This is a genomic window from Siculibacillus lacustris (assembly GCF_004328075.1).
In the GTDB taxonomy this organism is placed as follows: domain Bacteria; phylum Pseudomonadota; class Alphaproteobacteria; order Rhizobiales; family Ancalomicrobiaceae; genus Siculibacillus; species Siculibacillus lacustris.
Window position 1 is genome coordinate 1 of record NZ_SJFN01000001.1, and the last position, 16,676, is coordinate 16,676.

Here is a 16,676-nt window from a genome sequence, read left to right on the forward strand (position 1 = left end):
CTCGCCCGTTTCGGCAACCGGCCCGATCTGACCATCATCCTGTTCACGTTGGACGAGACGGTCTATTCGCGCGAGCTCGCCCCGCTCGCCGGGCACTATCCGGCGCTGAAGCTCGGGCCGGCGTGGTGGTTCCACGACAGCCCGGAGGGCATGCGGCGCTACCGCGAGCAGGTCACCGAGACCGCCGGCTTCTACAACACCGTCGGTTTCAACGACGACACCCGGGCCTTCCTGTCGATCCCGGCGCGTCACGACGTCGCCCGCCGCATCGACGCCGGCTTCCTGGCGCGTCTGGTCGCCGAACACCGCCTCGACGGCGACGACGCCTTCGAGGTCGCCCACGACCTCGCCTACCGCCTCGTCAAACAGGCCTATAAGCTCTGAGCGAGGTCCCGTTCCACGACGGACGGAGAAACCGTCGTGACGAAGCACAAAGAGACGAAGGGAGAGACCCCATGTTCGATCGCAGCCTATCTCGCCGCGGCTTCTTGCTGACCACCGGCGGTGCCGCCGGACTGCTGGCCGGCGCCGGCCCGGTGTTCGCCGCGCTGGCCAAGCCGGCCGCCCCGGTGACGCTCAACATCGTCGACGTCGCCGGCAACCTCGCCCTCACCCAGAAGGCGATCGACAACTACCGCAAGGCCAAGCCGGAGTGGGTGTCGAAGATCACCTTCTCCAAGGCGCCGGCCCCGGAACTGCCGGGCAAGCTCAAAGCCCAGCAGGACGCCGACCGCGTCGACATCGACATGGTTCTGACCGGCACCGACGTGCTGTCGGCCGGCGTCGACCAGAAGCTGTGGCAGGAACTGATCCCCGCCCATGCAGGCGATCTGCCCAAGCTCCAGGACGTGTTCCTCGAGCCGGCGTGGCGGATGCAGGCGCTGGCCCAGGGCCAGGGCGTGGTCGTCACCTATTATCCCTCCGGGCCGCTGATCGAATACGCCCCCGAGCGGGTCAAGTCCGTGCCGAAGAACGCCGCCGAGCTGCTCGCCTGGGCCAAGGCCAATCCGAAGCGCTTCATGTATGCCCGTCCGGCCAACTCCGGCCCGGGGCGGACCTTCATCATGGGTCTGCCGCACATCCTCGGCGACAAGGATCCGCAGGACCCGATCAACGGCTGGGCCAAGACCTGGGATTATTTGCGCGAACTCGGCGAGACCATCGACAACTATCCCGCCGGCACGACCCCGACGATGAAGGCGCTGGGCGAAGGTTCCTGCGACATGATCGCCACCACCACGGGCTGGGATATCAACCCGCGGGTGCTCGGCGTGGTGCCGAAGTCGGCCGAGATCTTCTCGCTGGCCGGCTTCAAGTGGGTCGCCGATGCGCACTACATGTGCATCCCGAAGGGCGTCAAGGCCGACAAGGTCGCGGTGCTGCTCGACCTGATGAACCATCTGCTCAGCCCCGAGCAGCAGGCCTATACCTATGACGAGGGCTACTTCTATCCGGGTCCGGCGGTGAAGGGCGTGACCCTGAAGATGGCTCCGGCCGACAGCCAGGCGGCGATCGCCGAATACGGCCGCCCGATCTACGAGAAGCTGATCGCCGAAACGCCGATCGAACTGCCCCTGCCCGCCGACAAGCTCGTCCAGGCGTTCCGCCGCTGGGACGAAGAGATCGGCTCGCGCAAGGGCAAGTGAGCGGGCGTCGGGCGGGCGGGGTTCTCCCCGCCCGCCCCGGCCCCTCGTGATCGCCTCCCTACCGTTCCCTGCGCCGATCCCGGCGCGGCAGCTCGAAGCGAGACCCCATGACCGTCGGATCGACCAAGTTCGAAACGCTGCGCCTGGAAGGCGTCAAACGCGACTTCGGCACCTTCAACGCCCTGCGCGGCCTCGATTTGACCATCGCGCGCGGCGAGTTCGTGGCGCTGCTCGGGCCCTCCGGCTGCGGCAAGACCACCGCGCTGAACTGCATCGCCGGTCTGCTCGACGTCACCGGCGGTCGCATCATGCTCGACGACACGCGGATCGACACGATCCGCACCGAAGAGCGCGGTTTCGGCATGGTGTTCCAGAACTACGCGCTGTTTCCGCACATGACGGTGCGCCGCAACGTCGGCTTCGGCCTCAAGATGCGCGGCGTGCCGCGGGCCGAGATCGACCGGCGGGTCGAACAGGTGATCGCCACGGTGCGCCTGCAGGGTCAGGCCGACAAGTTGCCCGGCCAGCTCTCCGGCGGCCAGCAGCAGCGCGTGGCGATCGCCCGGGCGATCGTCATCGAGCCGCCGCTGGTGCTGATGGACGAGCCGCTGTCGAACCTCGACGCCAAGCTGCGCCTGGAGATGCGCGGCGAGATCCGCCGCATCCATCAGTCGCTCGGATCGACCACGATCTATGTCACCCACGACCAGGAAGAGGCGCTGTCGCTCGCCGACCGCATCGTGGTGTTGCGCGACGGCGCGATCCGCCAGGTCGGCCGGCCCGACGAACTCTATGCGGCGCCGGCCCATCTCGACGTCGCCGACTTCATGGGCTACCGCAACCGCATTCCCGGTCGGGTCACCGCCCAGGACGGCGGCCGCGTCACCATCAGCGTCGGCGAAACCGCCGCGCTGATCGGCCGGCCCTGCGACGGTCTGGTCGACGGCCCGGCGATCGCCATGATCCGCCCCGACGACCTCGAACCCACCGACGCGGCGATCGGCATCCCGGCGACGGTCGAGACCATCGAATATCGCGGCCGCGAGTTTCATGGCCTCGCCCGCACCATCGCCAACCAGGAACTGCATTTCCGCTCATCGGTGTCGGTCGGACGCGGCGAGACCATCCGGCTCGGCGCCGATCCGGCCCGCGTCCTGATCTATCCGGGAGCGACGCCATGACCGATCGCGGACCGACCCTGACCCAACGCCTGCGGGCGCGCGGCCTCGACGGCGTGACCCTGCTGGTCCTGCCCTGCGTGTTGGCGATCATCGCGCTGTTCATCTACCCGTTCCTCTACGGGCTGTGGCTGTCGTTCCAGCCCAAGGACGGCACGACGATGGGCAATTACGACCGGTTCTTCCGCGAACCGTTCCTGTACAAGACGATTTGGACGACGCTGAAGATCTCGATCCCGGTGACCATCCTCAATCTGCTGCTCGCCGTGCCGATCGCCTTCCGGGTGCGGCTGATGAAGCATCAGCGGTTGCTGACCACCATCCTGGTGCTGCCGATCACGCTGGGCACCGTGCTGGTCGCCGAGGGCATGCTGTTCTACTTCGGACCGCAGGGCTGGTTCTCGCGCACCGTGATGGCCCTCGGGCTGATGGACCACGCGCCGTCGATCACCCACGGCTACTGGGGGGTGTTCCTGTCGCTGCTGATCACCGGCTTCCCCTTCACCTTCCTCTTGACCCTGTCCTACGTCACCGGCATCGAGCCGGCGCTGGAACAGGCGGCGGCGACGCTCGGGGCGGGGCCGGCGGCGCGATTCCGCGAGATCTTCCTGCCGCTGCTGCTGCCGGGGCTGGCGATCACCTTCTGCCTGTCCTTCGTCCAGGCCTATTCGGTCCTGCCGAGCGCGATCCTGGTCGGCGATCCGGCCAACACCACGCGCGTCATCTCGATCGCCGCCTATCAGGCCGCCTTCGAGGACTACGACTACTCGCTCGCCTCGGCGATCGCGATGATCATGGGGGCGGTTCAGCTCGTCGTGGTCGCGGCGATCCTCGGCGCTCGGACGCTCGTCTATCGCGGCCCCGTCGCCGCCGCCAAGGGTTGAGGAGCGGACCATGCGCGCCAGCAGTCGAACCCCGCTCACCACCCGCCTCTGGGCCTTCGGGGTGTGGAGCGTCGTGATCTTCTTCGTGCTCAACCTCCTCGGCCTGATCGGCTCGGTGGTGACCTCGTCCTTCGCGACGCGCTGGCTCGGAACCTGGTTTCCGGCCGGCTTCACCTGGAAATGGTACTTCGCCGCCTGGGACGAGTTCCAACTCGGCGACGTGCTGTGGGTCACCTTCGAGGTGGTCGGCTGGGTGGTGGTGATCTCCGGCCTGCTCGGGGTGCCGGCGGCCTATGCGCTGGCCCGTCGCGAATTCCCCGGCAAACGCTTCGTGGTGCTGCTGCTCCTGCTGCCGCTGCTGGTGCCTTCGGTGACCTACGGCATTCCGCTGGCCACGGTGCTCTACAAGGTCGGCTTCGGCGGCTCGCTGGTCGGGGTGATCCTGGCCAATCTGGTGCCGACGGTGCCCTTCGTGGTGCTGGTGATGATCCCGTTCATCGAGCAGATCGACCCGCGCATCGAGTCGGCGGCCCGGGTGTTCGGCGCCAACACCTTCAAGGTGTTCGTCTACGTGCTGGTGCCGATCCTGATGCCCGGCGTGCTGGCGGCCCTGCTCCTGGTGCTGGTGCGGACCATCGCGATGTTCGAACTGACCTTCCTGGTCGCCGGGCCGGGGTCGCAGACCCTGGTCGTGGCGCTCTATTACGCGGTCTTCGCGGCCGGCGTGCGGGCGGTGCAGTCGATCGACGCCATGGCCGTGGTCTACATGGTGACGACGCTGATCTGGCTGATCATCGCCCTGCGTTTCGTCAATCCGACCCAGATCGTCGCGCGGGCCAAGCGCGACACGTCTCACTGATCGCCGTCCTGACGCGACGCGACGTCTCCGAGGAGCGTTTCCCCATGAAGATGACCTTCCGTTGGTACGGCAAGGACGACCCGGTCACCCTCGACAACATCCGCCAGATCCCGGGCATGACCGGCGTCGTCTCGGCGGTCTACGACGTGCCGGTCGGCGAGGTGTGGCCGCCCGAGCGGATCCGCGCCCTGGTCGACGAGGTCCACGCCCATGGGCTCGCGCTCGAGGTGATCGAGAGCGTGCCGGTGCACGAGGACATCAAGCTCGGCAAGCCGAGCCGCGACCGGCTGATCGCCAACTACGGCGAGACGCTGCGCAATCTGGCGGCCTACGGCATCAAGGTGGTCTGCTACAACTTCATGCCGATGTTCGACTGGACCCGCACCACGCTCGACATGAAGCTGCCGGACGGGTCGTCGACCTTGGCCTTCGACGCCGCGGCGATCGAGAAGATCGACCCCAAGCAGGGCATCCGTCTGCCCGGCTGGGACGCCAGCTATACGCCCGACGAGCTGCGCGATCTGCTCGCCGAATATGCCCATGTCGACGAGGCGAAGCTGCGCGACAATCTCGCCTATTTCCTGCGCGGGGTGATCCCGGTGGCCAAGGAGGTCGGGATCGCCATGGCGATCCATCCCGACGACCCACCGCGGCCGATCTTCGGCCTGCCGCGGATCGTCAAGAACCGCGAGGATCTCGCCCGCATCCTCGACGTGGTCGATGACCCGGCCAACGGCCTGACGCTGTGCTCGGGGTCGCTCGGCTCGGACGTCGGCAACGACGTGGCGGCGCTGGTGCGCGAATTCGGCGGCCGCGGCCGCATCCACTTCGCCCATCTGCGCAACGTCAAGGTCGACGCCAGCGGCAGCTTCCACGAGACCGGTCACCGCTCGGCCGACGGCTCGCTCGACATGGCCGAGATCGTCCGCGCCTATCACGACACCGGCTTCACCGGCTACGTCCGCCCCGACCACGGCCGGATGATCTGGGGCGAGACCGGGCGACCGGGCTACGGCCTCTACGACCGAGCGCTCGGCGCGGTCTATCTCGCCGGCCTGTGGGAAGGCATCGACAAGGTCACGCCGACCCCGGCCCCGGCCCCCTGATCCGACCTGCGGTGCGCCAACGCGCCTCGATCTGCGCCTCTCTCACGTGCTCCGCGACCGCCGTCGCGGGGCGCGTCGGCGTTTCGGCCGGGGGTCGCGGGACCGAGCGGCGTCCGCGACCGAGGGTCGCAGCGCGCGATCTGCGCGGAGTCGCTGCGCGTTTCGCGCATGATCGACACCCGTTTCCGCCTTTTGCGCCATCCCTCGCATTTCCGCACTTGATTTTTGCGCGATTTGCGCATTTTCTGGAGCTGCACGCGCGGTTCGAGCGGCTTCGGCCGTCGCCGGATCCGGGCCCCGGCTCGCCGACGACCGGCCGCGCCGACCCTTCGCGAAGAGGACACGAGGACCATGACCGCTCCCTGGCTGATCGTCGCCGACGACCTCACCGGCGCCGCCGACTGCGGCATCGCCTTCGCCGGAGCGGGCATCGCCACGGTGGTGGTGTGGGACGACGCGTCGCAGGGCGCGGTCACGGTCACCTCGGTCGACACCCGCAGCCGCTTCCTGCCGGCGGCGCTGGCCGCCGCCCGTCAGGTCGCGGCGACCACCGCCCGCCACACCCCCGGCACGCGGGTCTACAAGAAGATCGATTCGACCTTGCGCGGTCAGTTCGCCGCCGAACTCGCGGCCCAGCGCGACCTGCTCGCCGAACGTACCGCCGGCGCCGCGCCGATGGCGATCGTCGCCCCGGCCTTTCCGGCGACCGGACGGACCACCGAGGGCGGAAAAGTGCGGGTCGCCGGGCGGCCGCTCGAAGAGACGCCGCTGTGGGCGCGCGACCACACCTATGCGGACGCCGATCTGGTGGCGATCCTGGCCGGCGTCGGGATCGGCGCCGAGGCCCTGGATCTCGCGACGATCCGCGGCGATCGCGCCGATCTCGCCGCGACCTTCGCCGAGGCCCGCCGCCGCGGCGTCGCGGCGCTGGTCTGCGACGCGGTGACCGAGAGCGATCTCGCGGCGATCGCCGCCGCTTCGCTGCCGCTCGCCGATTCGGTGATGTGGGTCGGCACCGGCGGCCTCGCCAAACATCTGGCGGCGCTGATCGCCCCGAGCGCGGCGGCCGCTTCCGCGCTCGACGTCACCGCTGCCGGAGGGCCGGTGCTGCTGGTGATCGGCAGCGTCGCCGAGGCTTCGCGGTTGCAGGCGGCCGAACTGGTCGGCTCCGGCGCGGTCGAGGGTTTCGCCGTGGCGGCGGAGGATCTCTTCGCCGGCGAAGGATCGGCGGCGACCGCAGTGCTGCGCGCGACGATCGCCGCGCGGCTCGCCGCCGGCCGCGACGTGCTGGTCAAACTCGCCGACGATGCCGCCCCGGATCTGGCGCGCGGCACCGAGCTCGCCGATCTGTTCGCCGACTGGTTGGGGCCGGTGCTGCCGCAGGCCGGTGCCCTGGTGATGACCGGCGGCGACACCGCCTGTGCGCTGCTCGGGCGGATCGGCGCGGCCGGCATCCGGCTGGTCGCCGAGGTCGAGCCGGGCGTGCCGATCGGCCGGGCGCTGGGGCCTCTGTCCCTACCGGTGGTGAGCAAGGCCGGCGCCTTCGGCGACGCGCAGACGCTGGCGCGCTGCCTCTCCCATCTCAAACGCGACGCCCGGTCGCCGGCCGCGGCCGACGCCCGCTCCTGACTTATCCGACCCCTGCGCCGGGCCATGCCCGCCCGCGCCGAACCTTTCGAGGCCACCATGCACAAGCCGATCATAGCCATCACCATGGGCGATCCCTGCGGCGTCGGGCCGGAGATCATCATGAAGAGCTTCGCCCATGACGAGCTCTATGCGATCTGCCGACCGGTGGTGATCGGCGACGCCGGGCGCCTGATTCGCGCCGGCGAAATCTGCGGCTCGACCCTGACCGTCCACGCCATCGAGGACCTCGCCGCGGCGACCTACGCCCCCGGCGTGGTCGAGGTGATCCAGGTCGGCGTGGTGCCGCCGGATCTGCCGTTCGGACAGGTGTCGGCCGAGGGCGGCGACGCCGCCTACCGCTACATCGAGCGGGCGGCGCGGCTGGCGGTGGCCGGCGAGGTCGGGGCGATCTGCACCGCACCGCTCAACAAGGCGGCGCTGCATGCCGGCGGCCATATCTTCCCCGGCCATACCGAGATGCTCGCCCATCTCACCGGCACGCCGGAAGTCTCGATGATGCTGACCGCGCCGGGGCTGCGGGTGATCCACGTCACCACCCACATCGGTCTGATCGACGCGATCGCCCGCATCGACGCCGGACTGGTGCAGCGGACCATCGAACGCGCCCACGCCACCCTGGCCAAGGCCGGCATCGCCGATCCGCGCATCGGCGTCTGCGCGATCAACCCGCACGCCGGCGAGAACGGCCTGTTCGGCCACGGCGAGGAGGCGGAGAAGATCACCCCGGCGATCGAGGTGCTGCAGGCGCGCGGCTGGCGGATCGAGGGCCCGCTGCCGGCAGACACGCTGTTCTTCCGCGCCGGTCGCGGCGATTTCGACGTGGTGGTGGCGATGTACCACGACCAGGGCCACGGACCGGTCAAGGTGCTGGGCATCGAGAACGGCGTGAACATCACCGTGGGCTTGCCGGTGGTGCGCACTTCGGTCGATCATGGCACCGCCTTCGACATCGCCGGCACCGGCGTGGCCGACGAGCGCAGCCTGCTCGAGGCTCTGCGTCAGGCGGTGGCGCTCGCCGACGTGCGGGCCCAGGCCGCCGCCTGAGCGCGGAGCGAACGGGAACACCGATGAACCGCACCGAACGTCGCCGTCGCCGTCTGCTCGAGCTGATCACCGCCGGCGAAGAAGACGTCGACGTGCTGGCCGCCGCGGTCGAGGTCTCGGCCTCGACGATCCGGCGCGATCTGGCGGCGCTCGCCGAGGACGGGCGGATCACCCGCACCTACGGCGGGGCGGTGCCGGCCCGTCCGCTCGCCGAACATCCGCTGACCACCCGCGAGGCCCTCCACCGCGCCGCCAAGGCCGAGATCGCCGAGCGAGCGCTCGATCTGGTCGAGGACGGCGACAGCCTGCTGCTCGACGCCGGCTCGACGGTGGCGGCCTTCGGCCGGCTGCTGGTCGGCCGACGGGTGCGGGTGGTGACCGGGAACATGGCGCTGGTGGCGCCGCTGATCCAGGCCGGGATCGAGGTGACGGTGCTCGGCGGGGTGGTGCGACCGCTCAGCATGGGGGTGGTCGGGCCGCTGGCCGAGGCGGTGTTGCGCCGGCTCACCGTCGACAAGGCCTTCCTCGGCGCCGACGGGGTGGTCGCCGGGCGCGGGCTTTGCGAAGCGCGCCCCGAACAGAGCGCCCTGAAGGAACTGATGATGGCCCAGGCCGCCCGCGTGGTGGTGCTCGCCGACGCCTCCAAGCTCGGCATGGCCGGGCAGCCGTGCTGGGCGCCGCTGCCCGGGGCCTGGACCCTGGTCACCGACGCGCAGGCCACCGACGAGCAGATCCGGCCGTTCCTGCGCACCGCCGGGGTCGCGGTGCTGCGCGGGCCGCGGTCGACGTGAGCCGCGGGCGTGGCCGGATGCGGCGGCGCGGGCTTTCGGTGTAGAAGAGCCCCATGAAGGGCCGGAGGCGCCGCAGCGGCGGCGCGAGGACACGGGCCTCACGCAGGGCGGGGAGACGGTGCGGGGATGGTGGCGCGGGTCTGTCTGATCGCTCCCTACGAGGATCTCTCGGAGGTCGCCCGCTCGGTCGGCGGCGACTTCGACTTCGACGTGACCACCGCCAACCTCGAGGACGCACTGGCGCTGTTGCCGCGGCTCGAGGCCGAGGGCCGGCAGGTCTTGATCAGCCGCGGCAAGACCGCGCAGCTCTTGCGCCAGCACACCTCGCTGCCGGTGATCGACATCCGCATCAGCGCCTACGACGCCCTTGCGGTGCTCGCCGATCTGGTCGGCCAGCCGTGCCGGGTGGCGATCGTCGGCCATGCCGAAGTGATGCGCCACTGCAAGCGGATCGCCGACCAGCTCGGCATCTCGGCCTATGCGATCCTGTTCGATCAGGTCGAAGCGCTCGAATACGAACGCCTCCAGGACGTGGTGCGCGAGCGGCTGGCCCGCGATCCGATCGACGTGATGATCGGCGACACCATTCCGCTCAGCCGCTTCTCGCATCTGTGCGACCGCTTCCGGCTGATCTCGTCGGGGCCCGACAGCGTGCGCGAGGCGCTGGAGAGCGCCATGGCGCTGCTCGCGGCGATCGATCGCGAGCGCGCCAACCGCGACCATCTGTGCACCGTGCTCGACATGTTCGAGAAGGCGGTGTTCTCGCTCGACGCCGACGGGCGGATCACCCACGCCAACCGCACCGCGAGTTCGCTGTTCCGCAAGAGCCGCGCCGAGATGATGGGGATGCGCATCGAGACGGTCGACCCGGCGCTGGTGATCGCCCACGACACCATCGCCGACGGCATCTGGGAGGTCGGCCAGGTGGTCGAGACCGCCCAGGGGCGGATGGTCTCCTACCTCTACCCGATCGCCGAGGACGTCGGCGTGCGCTCGATGGTGCTGGCGCTCGAACGGGTCGAGCGGATCTACACCATCGAGCAGAAGATCCGCCACCAGGAGCAGCAGAAGAGCCGCTTCACCGCCCATCACCGGCTCGACGGCTACGTCACCTCCGAACCGGAGATGCAGGCCCGCCTCGATCTGCTCAAACGCTATGCCCGCACCGACGCGACGGTGCTGATCACCGGCGAGAGCGGCACCGGCAAGGAACTGCTCGCCCAGGGCATCCACAACGCCTCGCCGCGGGTCCAGGGGCCGTTCGTGGCGGTCAATTGCGGGGCGCTGCCGCCGACGCTGCTGGAGAGCGAGTTGTTCGGCTATGTCGAGGGCGCCTTCACCGGTGCGGCACGCAAGGGCAAGAAGGGCCTGTTCGAACTCGCCCATCACGGCACGCTGTTCCTCGACGAGATCGGCGAGCTCGACAAGTCGCTGCAGACCCGGCTGCTGCGGGTGATCCAGGAGCGCGAGTTGATGCGGCTCGGCGCGGAACACGCCATCCCGATCGACGTGCGGCTGGTGGCGGCGACCAACCAGGACCTCGAGGCGATGGTGGCGGCCGGCAGTTTCCGCCAGGATCTCTATTATCGGCTGGCGGTGTTGGAGTTCGAGACGCTGCCCTTGCGCGAGCGGCCGCGCGACATCGTGCCGAGCGCGCTGCTGCTGCTGCGCAAGTTCGCTCGGCTGCACCACAGCGTCGCGGTCGATCTCGACCCGGACTTGCGCCGACTGCTCGCCGGCCACGACTGGCCGGGCAACTTCCGCCAGCTCAGCAACGTCATCGAGCGGATCGCCATCATCGCGTCGTCGGCGATGGTCGACCTCGACGGCGTCGCACCGGCCTTGAAGGAACTGCGGCGCGCGCCGCGCCGGGGAACGGCGAGCGACGACGACCCGTTGGGCGGTTCGATGGACGACATCCGCCGGCGGGCGGTCGCCCGGGTGATGCAGGACGAGAAGGGGTCGAAGACCCGGACCGCCCGACGCCTCGGGGTCGACCGCACCACGCTCAACCGCTGGCTCAAGGACGCCGGCGAGAGCGTCGGCGACGACGGCTGAGGGAAGCCTGCGGCCGCCCCGACCCTGCACGTGGCAAAATCCAACGAGGGCGATGCATTCTGCTCGGCGCAGGCGCCGCGGCGATCGACACATCCCTCTGGTCTCACAGCTCTTTTCTTCTTGGCACGGAGCTCGCTTACGCAGGCGCCAGTGGACCCGAACCGGCGCAACGACGCGGTTCGCCACACCGCGAGGTCCTCCACGACGACGGGCCGGCGGACGGCCCATCTTCAGGAGGAAACGAACATGCAGATTCCGATCAAACGCGCGATCGAGAGAGTCCCCGGCGGGATGATGGTGGTGCCATTGCTGCTCGGGGCGATTCTCAACACCTTCTTCCCCGGCACGCCGAAGTTCTTCGGATCGTTCACCGGCGCCCTGTTCGCCGGCGGCATGCCGATCTTGGCGGCGTTCTTCATCTGCATGGGCGCCAGCATCGACATCAAGGCGACCCCCTACGTGCTCAAGAAGGGCGGTTCGCTGTTCGCCACCAAGATCATCATCGGCGCGGTGTTCGGGGTGATCCTCGGGCATTTCCTCGGCGAGGCACCGATCCAGGGCGGCCTGTTCGGCGGTCTGTCGACGCTCGCGGTGGTCGCGGCGATGAACGACACCAACGGCGGCCTCTATTGCGCGCTGATGGGCCAGTACGGCCGCTCGCGCGACGTCGGCGCCTATTCGATCATGTCGCTGGAATCCGGACCGTTCCTGACCATGACGACGCTCGGGCTGGCCGGCCTGTCGTCGTTCCCGTGGCAGACCATGCTCGGCGCCATCCTGCCGCTGTTGATCGGCATGGCGATCGGCAACCTCGATCGCGAGATGCGGCTGTTCCTGGGCAAGATCGCCCCGGGCCTGATCCCGTTCTTCGCCTTCGGCCTCGGTGCCGGCCTCGATCTCAGCAAGGTGTGGAGCGCCGGTCTGCTCGGCCTCGGCGTCGGCGTGGCGGTGGTGGCGATCACCGGTCTGGCGCTGTTCTTCGTCGACCGGGCGACCGGGGGCACCGGGGTCGCCGGCGTCGCCGCCTCCTCGACCGCCGGCAACGCCGCGGCGGTTCCGGCGATCATCGCCGGCGCCAACCCGGCCTATGCGGAAGCCGCGCAGAGTGCGACCATCCTGGTCGCCGCGGCGGTGGTGGTCACCGCCATCCTGGTGCCGCTGGTGACGTCCTTCGTGGCGTCGAAGTTCGGAACCATGACCGACGACGACGACGAGACCGCGGCGGAGACCGACACCGTGCCGGTCCATCCCTGATCGCGACGGTCGGCGGCGGATTCCTCGCCGCCGACCGCTCCTCGTCGTCCGCCGCGACGCGTCCACCCGAGAACGGAAGCCCCCCATGAACGACACGGTCAACATCGCCTACGGCCGCGGCCATCTCGCCGTCCGCCTGCCCGACGACGCCGAGGCGACGGTCATCCGCAAGGTCACCCTGCCCAAGCTCGGCGACCAGACGGCGGCGATCCGGGCGGCGCTCGAGGCCCCGATCGGTGCGGTCCCCTATTCGACCCTGGTGAAGGGCCGGAGGAGCGCCTGCATCCTGATCTGCGACATCACCCGGCCGGTGCCGAACCGGCTGTTCCTGCGGCCGATGATCGAAGGGCTGCTCGCCGCGGGCATGCCCGCCGCGGCGATCTCGGTGGTGGTGGCGACCGGCCTGCATCGCCCCAACGAAGGCGCCGAGTTGGCCGAGCTGGTCGGCGACCCCTGGGTGCTCGACACGGTGCGGGTCGAGAACCATTTCGCCCGCGACGACGACGCCCATGTCGACCTCGGCCCGACCTCGCGCGGCACGCCGGTCAAGATCGACCGCCGCTTCGTCGACGCCGATCTGCGCATCGTCACCGGGCTGATCGAGCCGCATTTCATGGCCGGCTGGTCGGGCGGGCGCAAGGTGATCGCCCCCGGCGTCGCCCATCACGAGACCATCCGCACCTTTCATTCCGCCCGCTTCATGGAAGATCCGCTGGCGGTCCAGTGCAATCTGGTCGGCAATCCGCTGCACGAGGAACAGCTGGAGATCGTCGCCAAGATCGGCGAGGTCTACGCGCTCAACACCGTCCTCGACGAGGACCGCGATCTGGTCCACGTGACCTTCGGCGAGGTGATCGCCAGCCATCTCGCGGCGATCGAGTTCATCGCCGAATCCACCGCGATCGCCGTGCCGCGGCGCTTCAAGACCATCGTCACCTCGTCGGCCGGCTATCCCCTCGACAAGACCTACTACCAGACGGTCAAGGGCATGGTCACGCCGATGGACATCCTGGAGCCGGGCGGCACGCTGATCATCGCCTCGGAATGTTCGGAGGGCTTCGGCTCGCCGGAGTTCCGCGACGCCCAGGAGCGACTGGTGACCCTCGGACCGGAACGCTTCCTGGCCACGCTGAAGGCCAAGACCTTCGCCGAGATCGACGAGTGGCAGACCGAGATGCAGCTGAAGCCGATGCGGATGAGCCGCGTCCAGCTCTACACCACCGGCCTCGGCGCGGAAGAGCGGCGGATCACCGGCGTCGAACTGGTCGAGTCGGTCGAGGCGGCGATCCGGGCGAGCATCGATCGCGCCGGCGACGTCGCGGTGGCGATCATCCCGGAAGGACCCTATGTGGTGCCGGTCCATGCCGCTCGAAGCTGAACCGCTGCACGTCCATCTCGATGCGGTCGGGGGGGCGGCCGGCGACATGTTCGTCGCCGCCCTGCTCGACGCGCTGCCGCATCTGCGGCCGCGGGTGTTCGCCGATCTCGCCGCGGTGCTGCCGGCGTCTTGCGGCCGACCGGTGCTGGTCCCCGGCACCAGCGGCGGCATCGCCGTCACCCGCTTCGGCCTGGACGGGCCGGAGCCGGAGGTGGCGCGAGAGCATGGGCATGGGCACGAGCACGCGCATGCGGCCGGACACGATCACGGTCACTCGCACGGGCACGGCCATGACCACCCCCACGGCCATGATCACAGCCACGACCATGCCCATGGCCACGATCACCCCCACTCCCACGACGCCCCGTCCGGGCCGGCGCGGATCGTGCGCTTTCCGGAGATCGCCGCGATGATCGCGGCGGCCGACCTCGCCCCGGGCACCGGCGCGGCGGCGATCGCCATTCTGCGCCGCCTCGCCGAAGCCGAGAGCCGGATGCACGCGGTGCCGCTCGACGACGTGCATTTCCACGAGCTCGCCGATTGGGATTCGCTGATGGACGTGGTGGCGGCCGGCAGCCTGATCGCCGCGTTGCCCAACGCCACCTGGAGCGTCTCCGATCTGCCGCGCGGCCGCGGATTGGTGCGCACCGCCCATGGCCTGTTGCCGGTGCCGGCGCCGGCCACCGCGGCGATCCTCGGACGCTTCTCGTGGCGCGACGACGGCATCGGCGGCGAGCGGGTGACCCCGACCGGCGCGGCGATCCTCGCCCATCTGATCGACCCCGACACGCCGCATCCCGCCGCCGGGCGGCTCGGTGCGACCGGCACCGGCGCCGGCACGCGAACCCTGCCGGGGATGCCCAACATCCTGCGCGCCCTGGTGTTCACCGCCGCGCAGGAGGCGGCCCCGGCCGACGACGACGAGGTGATGGTGGTCACCTTCGACGTCGACGACATGACCGGCGAGGAGATCGCCGTGGCGGCCGAGCGGCTGCGGGCCTGCGACGGGGTGATCGACCTGACGCTCGGCGCCCGCCAGGGCAAGAAGGGCCGCCCGGTCACCGACTTCCGCCTGATGGTCCGGCCCGCCGCTCTCGCCGCGGTCGGCGAGCGCTGTTTCCTGGAGACCGCGACGCTCGGCTTGCGTTGGCGCGCGGAACGGCGCATCTGCCTGCCGCGGGGCGCCGCGGCAGTGGTCGTCGACGGCCGCACCCTGGCGGTCAAGCGGGCGGAACGGCCCGACGGCCGCACCACCGTCAAGGTGGAGAACGATTCCCTCGCCCCGATCGACGGGCTCGGCGCGCGGCGCCGGGCGCAGCGGGCGGCCGAGAACGACGCAGAGGAGACCGACGCTTGACGATCGCCATCCGCGAAGCGGCCCTGGTGGCCGCCCTCGACCGCCACCCCGCCCTGGCGATCGCCGTCAGCGGCGGCGTCGATTCGATGGTGCTGGCCCATGTCGGCCACCGCCTGTCGCAGGCCGCGACCACCGCGGTCCATGCGGTGTCGCCGGCGGTGCCGGCGCTGGCCACCGCCCGGGTCGAGGACCACGCCCGCCGCTTCGGCTGGCGGCTGCGGCTGATCGACGCCGGCGAGCTCGCCGATCCGGCCTATCGCGCCAATCCGGTCGACCGCTGTTTCTATTGCAAGAGCAACCTCTACAGCCGCATCCGCGAGGTGATCGGCGGATCGATCGCCTCCGGCACCAATCTAGACGATCTCGACGACTTCCGACCGGGCCTCGACGCGGCACGACGGGCCGAAGTCGTGCATCCCTTCGTCGAGGCGGGGCTCGGCAAGGCCGACATCTACGAACTCGCCCGCGCCTATGGGCTCGACGACCTCGCGGCGCTGCCGGCTCAGCCGTGTCTGGCCAGCCGCATCGAGACCGGCATCGGCGTCGACGAGGACGCCCTGGCGTTCATCGAGGCGGTGGAGATCGAGCTCGCGGCGGCGCTGCCCGGCGCCGAGGCGCTGCGTTGTCGCATCACCGCGGCCGGCGTCTTCGCCGAATGCGCGCCGCTGCCCGAGGGGCCGCAGGCCGAAGCGATCGCCGCTCGGGTCGCGGCACTGGCGGCCGCCGCCGGGCGGCCGTTCGGCGGGCTCCGGGCCTATCGCCGCGGCGCGGCCTTCCTGCGGGACCTGCGATGAGAGAGTTCGAGATCGACTGGGACCGCGAAGCCCGCACCGGCAGTGCCGAAGCGATCCTGTGCGACGGCAAGAGCGTCGCGCAGATCGAGGCGATCCTCGCGGCGGCCGGCGATCGCCGTCTGTTGCTGACCCGTCTCGACGGGGAGAAGCACGACGCCCTGGCGGCGGCGACGCGGCGGCGGCTCGACCACGATCCGCTCTCGCGTACGGCGACCCACGGCGCGCCGGCGCCGGTGCGGCGCCCCGGGCCGGGGATCGTCTGCGCCGGAACCTCCGACCTGCCGGTGGCGCGCGAAGCGGCGCGCAGCCTCGCCTTCGCCGGCTGGGCGGCACCGATCGTCGCCGACGTCGGGGTCGCCGGGCTGTGGCGGCTCTTCGCCCGGCTCGACGAGATCCGCGGCTTCTCGGTGGTGATCGTGGTGGCCGGCATGGAGGGGGCGCTGTTCGGCGTGCTCGCCGGCCTGATCGCCGCGCCGGTGATCGCCGTGCCGACCTCGATCGGCTACGGCGTGGCGACCGGCGGCCGCGCGGCGCTGACCGGGGCGCTGGCCTCCTGTGCGCCGGGGCTGGTCACCGTCAACATCGACAACGGCTTCGGCGCCGCCTGCGCGGCGCTGCGCATCCTCGAGACCTTCCCGACCGCCCCTCACCCGATTCCATGACCACCCGCCCCGTCC

General features: G+C 70.3%; 15 protein-coding genes. All 15 read left to right on the forward strand.

Annotation, left to right across the window (positions count from 1 at the left end):
• A partial coding sequence (locus tag EYW49_RS00005) for a glucuronate isomerase (RefSeq protein WP_206365330.1) occupies window positions 1-384 on the forward strand: 384 nt, incomplete at its 5' end.
• A gap of 71 nt (window positions 385-455) precedes the next feature.
• A complete protein-coding gene (locus EYW49_RS00010; RefSeq protein WP_131304642.1) occupies window positions 456-1,646 on the forward strand; it encodes an extracellular solute-binding protein in 1,191 nt (396 codons plus the stop codon).
• Between the two features lie 107 nt (window positions 1,647-1,753).
• Window positions 1,754-2,827, forward strand: a complete 1,074-nt coding sequence (locus EYW49_RS00015) for an ABC transporter ATP-binding protein (RefSeq protein ID WP_131304644.1) — start codon at window positions 1,754-1,756, stop codon at window positions 2,825-2,827.
• Complete coding sequence (locus tag EYW49_RS00020) at window positions 2,824-3,708, forward strand: ABC transporter permease (protein WP_131304646.1); 885 nt, start codon at window positions 2,824-2,826, stop codon at window positions 3,706-3,708. The genes EYW49_RS00015 and EYW49_RS00020 overlap by 4 nt, the downstream gene beginning before the upstream one ends.
• A 10-nt stretch (window positions 3,709-3,718) precedes the next feature.
• The gene (locus EYW49_RS00025; RefSeq protein WP_131304648.1) at window positions 3,719-4,567 is read left to right on the forward strand and encodes an ABC transporter permease; all 849 of its coding nucleotides are present in this window, start codon (window positions 3,719-3,721) and stop codon (window positions 4,565-4,567) included.
• A 44-nt stretch (window positions 4,568-4,611) separates the two neighbouring features.
• Window positions 4,612-5,673: a mannonate dehydratase gene (gene uxuA / locus EYW49_RS00030; RefSeq protein ID WP_131304650.1), complete on the forward strand. Its 1,062-nt coding sequence runs from the start codon at window positions 4,612-4,614 to the stop codon at window positions 5,671-5,673.
• A 351-nt stretch (window positions 5,674-6,024) separates the two neighbouring features.
• Window positions 6,025-7,302: a four-carbon acid sugar kinase family protein gene (locus tag EYW49_RS00035; RefSeq protein WP_131304652.1), complete on the forward strand. Its 1,278-nt coding sequence runs from the start codon at window positions 6,025-6,027 to the stop codon at window positions 7,300-7,302.
• A gap of 57 nt (window positions 7,303-7,359) precedes the next feature.
• Window positions 7,360-8,367, forward strand: coding sequence for a 4-hydroxythreonine-4-phosphate dehydrogenase PdxA (pdxA, locus tag EYW49_RS00040; RefSeq protein ID WP_131304654.1), 1,008 nt, complete (start codon window positions 7,360-7,362; stop codon window positions 8,365-8,367).
• A 23-nt stretch (window positions 8,368-8,390) separates the two neighbouring features.
• Window positions 8,391-9,158, forward strand: a complete 768-nt coding sequence (locus EYW49_RS00045) for a DeoR/GlpR family DNA-binding transcription regulator (protein WP_131304656.1) — start codon at window positions 8,391-8,393, stop codon at window positions 9,156-9,158.
• A 126-nt stretch (window positions 9,159-9,284) separates the two neighbouring features.
• Window positions 9,285-11,216, forward strand: coding sequence for a sigma 54-interacting transcriptional regulator (locus EYW49_RS00050; RefSeq protein WP_131304658.1), 1,932 nt, complete (start codon window positions 9,285-9,287; stop codon window positions 11,214-11,216).
• A gap of 246 nt (window positions 11,217-11,462) precedes the next feature.
• On the forward strand, window positions 11,463-12,470 hold the full coding sequence (locus EYW49_RS00055) for a 2-keto-3-deoxygluconate permease (protein WP_131304660.1): 1,008 nt from the start codon (window positions 11,463-11,465) through the stop codon (window positions 12,468-12,470).
• 85 nt (window positions 12,471-12,555) lie between these two features.
• Entirely contained in the window at window positions 12,556-13,848 is a 1,293-nt protein-coding gene (locus EYW49_RS00060; protein ID WP_131304662.1) for a nickel-dependent lactate racemase family protein, read from the forward strand.
• Entirely contained in the window at window positions 13,832-15,205 is a 1,374-nt protein-coding gene (gene larC, locus EYW49_RS00065; protein ID WP_165498073.1) for a nickel pincer cofactor biosynthesis protein LarC, read from the forward strand. The genes EYW49_RS00060 and larC overlap by 17 nt, the downstream gene beginning before the upstream one ends.
• On the forward strand, window positions 15,202-15,999 hold the full coding sequence (locus tag EYW49_RS00070) for an adenine nucleotide alpha-hydrolase family protein (RefSeq protein ID WP_131304666.1): 798 nt from the start codon (window positions 15,202-15,204) through the stop codon (window positions 15,997-15,999). Before larC ends, EYW49_RS00070 begins: the two co-directional genes overlap by 4 nt.
• On the forward strand, window positions 15,996-16,661 hold the full coding sequence (larB, locus tag EYW49_RS00075) for a nickel pincer cofactor biosynthesis protein LarB (protein ID WP_131304668.1): 666 nt from the start codon (window positions 15,996-15,998) through the stop codon (window positions 16,659-16,661). The genes EYW49_RS00070 and larB overlap by 4 nt, the downstream gene beginning before the upstream one ends.
• The last annotated feature ends 15 nt before the right edge of the window (window positions 16,662-16,676 follow it).

Coding starts and splice junctions, on each gene's coding strand:
- EYW49_RS00050 (WP_131304658.1), top strand. CDS start 9,285: ATGGTGGCGCGGGTCTGTCTGATCGCTCCCTACGAGGATCTCTCGGAG.
- EYW49_RS00045 (WP_131304656.1), top strand. CDS start 8,391: ATGAACCGCACCGAACGTCGCCGTCGCCGTCTGCTCGAGCTGATCACC.
- EYW49_RS00035 (WP_131304652.1), top strand. CDS start 6,025: ATGACCGCTCCCTGGCTGATCGTCGCCGACGACCTCACCGGCGCCGCC.
- EYW49_RS00015 (WP_131304644.1), top strand. CDS start 1,754: ATGACCGTCGGATCGACCAAGTTCGAAACGCTGCGCCTGGAAGGCGTC.
- pdxA (WP_131304654.1), top strand. CDS start 7,360: ATGCACAAGCCGATCATAGCCATCACCATGGGCGATCCCTGCGGCGTC.
- EYW49_RS00010 (WP_131304642.1), top strand. CDS start 456: ATGTTCGATCGCAGCCTATCTCGCCGCGGCTTCTTGCTGACCACCGGC.
- larC (WP_165498073.1), top strand. CDS start 13,832: ATGCCGCTCGAAGCTGAACCGCTGCACGTCCATCTCGATGCGGTCGGG.
- EYW49_RS00060 (WP_131304662.1), top strand. CDS start 12,556: ATGAACGACACGGTCAACATCGCCTACGGCCGCGGCCATCTCGCCGTC.
- uxuA (WP_131304650.1), top strand. CDS start 4,612: ATGAAGATGACCTTCCGTTGGTACGGCAAGGACGACCCGGTCACCCTC.
- larB (WP_131304668.1), top strand. CDS start 15,996: ATGAGAGAGTTCGAGATCGACTGGGACCGCGAAGCCCGCACCGGCAGT.
- EYW49_RS00020 (WP_131304646.1), top strand. CDS start 2,824: ATGACCGATCGCGGACCGACCCTGACCCAACGCCTGCGGGCGCGCGGC.
- EYW49_RS00055 (WP_131304660.1), top strand. CDS start 11,463: ATGCAGATTCCGATCAAACGCGCGATCGAGAGAGTCCCCGGCGGGATG.
- EYW49_RS00025 (WP_131304648.1), top strand. CDS start 3,719: ATGCGCGCCAGCAGTCGAACCCCGCTCACCACCCGCCTCTGGGCCTTC.